General features: G+C 72.4%; 3 protein-coding genes. 2 read left to right on the top strand and 1 reads right to left on the bottom strand.

What is annotated here, in order from left to right; genetic code table 11:
- Together CCN56_RS22730 and CCN56_RS22725 are read left to right on the top strand one after the other, a co-directional pair.
- Positions 1-926, top strand: a 926-nt coding sequence (locus CCN56_RS22730; RefSeq protein ID WP_086829510.1) for an LLM class flavin-dependent oxidoreductase, incomplete at its 5' end; no start/stop codon positions are given.
- 142 nt (positions 927-1,068) lie between these two features.
- Positions 1,069-2,094 (top strand): PAC2 family protein, encoded by a 1,026-nt coding sequence (locus CCN56_RS22725; protein WP_086829508.1) that lies wholly within the window; start codon positions 1,069-1,071, stop codon positions 2,092-2,094.
- 42 nt (positions 2,095-2,136) lie between these two features.
- Here the strand turns inward: CCN56_RS22725 and CCN56_RS22720 are convergent, their stop codons facing one another.
- Positions 2,137-3,111 carry a superoxide dismutase gene (locus CCN56_RS22720; protein WP_086829506.1) on the bottom strand — a complete coding sequence of 325 codons (975 nt, stop codon included), beginning with the start codon at positions 3,109-3,111 and terminating at the stop codon, positions 2,137-2,139.
- Positions 3,112-3,212: the final 101 nt, after the last annotated feature.

Below are 3,212 nucleotides of genomic sequence, written 5' to 3'. Positions count from 1 at the left end.
CGGTCGGCGAGCGGCACGCGGGCGCGTTCCTCTCCTCCTCCCCGACCGTGCTGCTCGCCGCGCTGGCCGCCCGCACCAGCCGGATCCGGCTGCTCACCGGCGTCACCGTGGTCGCGATCCTCGACCCCGTCCGGGTCGCCGAGGACTACGCGACGCTCGACCAGCTCTCCCGCGGCCGGCTCGAACTCGTCGTCGGCAAGGGCGCGGAGGCCGGCCACTTCGACCTCTTCGGCCTGGACGAGGAGCGGCAGTGGGACCTCCAGAAGGAGAAGTACGAGCTGCTGCGCCGCCTCTGGACGGAGGAGGGCGTCGACTGGGAGGGCGAGTTCCGGCCGCCGCTGAAGAACGTGACCACGGTCCCGCGGCCGTACGCCGGTCCGCCCCGGATCTGGCACGGCTCGGCCACCAGCCTCAACTCCCCCGAGCTCGCGGCGAAGCACGGCGATCCGCTCTTCACCGCCAACGCGATCCAGCCGCGCGAGGCGTACGCGCGGCTCATCGCCCACTACCGCGAGAAGTTCGAGGAGTACGGGCACGATCCGGCCCACGCGCGCGTGGCGGCCGGTTCCGGCGGGCTGCTCATCGCCGACACCCCCGAGCAGGCGGTGAGCCGGTACAAGGAGCTGTACGAGGCGAAGGTGCGGCAGAGCTTCAGGCCGCACCTGGAGGGCAGGGCCGGGTACAACACCCCGTTCCGGACGATCGAGGACGCGATCGCGGACGGCCCCCAGCTGATCGGCTCGCCGCAGCAGATCATCGACAAGATCCTCGGCTACCACGAGCACTACGGGCACGACCTGCAGTCCGTCACCGTCGACACCTTCGGCCAGTCGACCGCCGAGCAGGCCGAGACGCTCCAGCGGTTCGCCGAGGAGATCGCGCCGGTGGTGCGGAGGGAGGCGCCGAGCACGCTGTGGGAGGAGTGACTCCGTCGTGTGCGGAGGCGAGTTCCTGGGTAGTCGATCAAGGCCGCACGGGTTTTCGGGGATGTCCGGGGACTGCGGGCGGACCACCGGAAAGCCGTAAGGTGGGGCCGTACGACAGGAACTTCGAATAAGGAGGCGCTGGGTGATCGAGCTCGAGGGGGTACCCGAGCTGATCGACCCGGTCATGGTGGCCGCGTTCGAGGGCTGGAACGACGCCGGCGACGCCGCCTCCACCGCGGTCGCCCACCTGGACCGGGAATGGAAGGGCGAGGTCTTCGCGGCGCTCGACGCCGAGGACTACTACGACTTCCAGGTCAACCGGCCCACCGTCTTCCTGGACAACGGGGTCAGGAAGATCACCTGGCCGACGACCCGGCTCTCCGTGGTCCGGGTCGGCGGCGACAAGCCCCGTGACCTGGTGCTCGTGCGCGGGATCGAGCCCTCGATGCGCTGGCGGTCCTTCTGCAACGAGCTGCTGGGCTTCGCCCACGAGCTGGGCGTGGAGATGGTGGTGATCCTGGGCGCGCTGCTCGGGGACACCCCGCACACCCGGCCGGTCCCGGTCAGCGGAGTGACCTCCGATCCGGACCTGGCGCGGACGATGGACCTGGAGGAGACCCGGTACGAGGGCCCGACGGGCATCGTGGGCATCCTCCAGGAGGCGTGCACGCACGCGGGCGTGCCGGCGGTGAGCCTGTGGGCGGCGGTGCCGCACTACGTGTCGCAGCCGCCGAACCCGAAGGCGACCCTGGCGCTGCTCAACCGCCTGGAGGACCTGATCGGGCTGCGCATCCCGCTGGGCGAGCTGCCGGAGGACGCGCGGGCCTGGCAGCTGGGCGTGGACCAGCTGGCCGCCGAGGACAGCGAGGTCGCCGAGTACGTGCAGACCCTGGAGGAGGCGCGGGACACGGCGGAGCTGCCGGAGGCCTCGGGCGAGGCGATCGCCCGTGAGTTCGAGCGGTATCTGCGGCGCCGCGAGCCGGGCACGGGGCCGGGTTCCGGTCCGGGGGTGGCGACGGAGGGCGGCGAGTTCCTGAGGGATTCCGGGAGTGGCCGGACCCGCCCGCCGAAGCCGGAGCAGCCGGGCCCGGAGGCGGTCCCGGGGGCGGAGCCGCCGTCCGACGCCCCGGAGGACGACGACGGGGACGCCGGGGACACGCAGGAGTAGCCGTACGGGAGGGGTGGCGCGGCCGCCCCTCCCGTACCGCGTTCAGACCCTGGGTACGGACACCGCGTCGTAGTCCGCCACCGTGGGGTCCGGGTCCAGGCCGAAGCGCGCGTTGGGCAGGTAGATCCGGTCGCCCCAGACGGCCGCGGTGGTCGGGACGCGGAACCGGTCCGGGTCGGTGATCCGGGCGATCGGGGTGCCGCGCGTTCCGGCGGCGTCGAGCCGGACGACGTCGATCTGGTTGACCGCCTGCTGGACGATGTACAGGTCGCGGCCGAGGAGCAGCATTCCGTCGCCGTTCGGGATCTTCAGGCCGCCGAGGTCGACCGTGCGGGCGGTGCCGGTGCGCGGGTCGACGCGCAGGAGCGTGCCGCCGTCCTGGTGGACGTTGACCACGAGCAGGGCCCGGCCGTCGGGGGTCCGCTCGATGCCGTTGGCGGTGAAGTCGGGGCCCTGCGTCCAGTCGCCGGTGAGCGGCAGGGTCGTGATCTCGTGTGCGGGCTCGCCGGTGCGGTCGATGGCGAGGCGGTAGAGCCGGGGCTGGAACGAGTCCGTGAACCAGGCGGCGTCCGGGGTGAGGACGACGTCGTTGACCATGGTGTTCTCGGCGCCGAGTCCGGTGAAGTCGCGCAGGAGCGCGCCGGTGCGGGCGTCGACGACGCGGATCTCCCGGCTCCAGCCGCCGGCGAGGAAGAGCCGCCGCTCGGACCGGTCGATCTTGAGTCCGACGGTGGAGCGCTCGGAGCCGAGCCCCCCGTGGATGATCCGGCCCTCGCCGGTGGCCAGCGAGACGCGGTAGACGGAGCCGTCGGCGAGGGAGCCGAAGTACGCGAACGGGCTGTGCCCGATGGCGACGCCCTCCGGCTGGAAGCCCTTCGGGAGGGGAAAGCCGGTGGGCCACCGCCCGCCGGGTCCGGCCGCGTGCGCCGTGCCTGCGGTGAGGGGAGTGGTGAGAGCCGCCGCGCCGAGTGCGACGGCGGCTCCCAGGAATCCTCTGCGTGCGAGGTGATGCTGCACTGAGTGCCCTTTCGTACAACTGGTCGATGGCACTCTCACCCCATCACAACACCGGCCTCCAGCAGGGCAGTTGGCCGGATCCTGCCCTGCTGGAGGCCGGT

Source organism: Streptomyces sp. NRRL B-24572 (genome assembly GCF_002156145.1).
Classification (GTDB): domain Bacteria; phylum Actinomycetota; class Actinomycetes; order Streptomycetales; family Streptomycetaceae; genus Streptomyces; species Streptomyces vietnamensis.
Note: the sequence above shows the minus strand (reverse complement) of the source record. Positions and strands in the feature narration are given on the sequence as shown.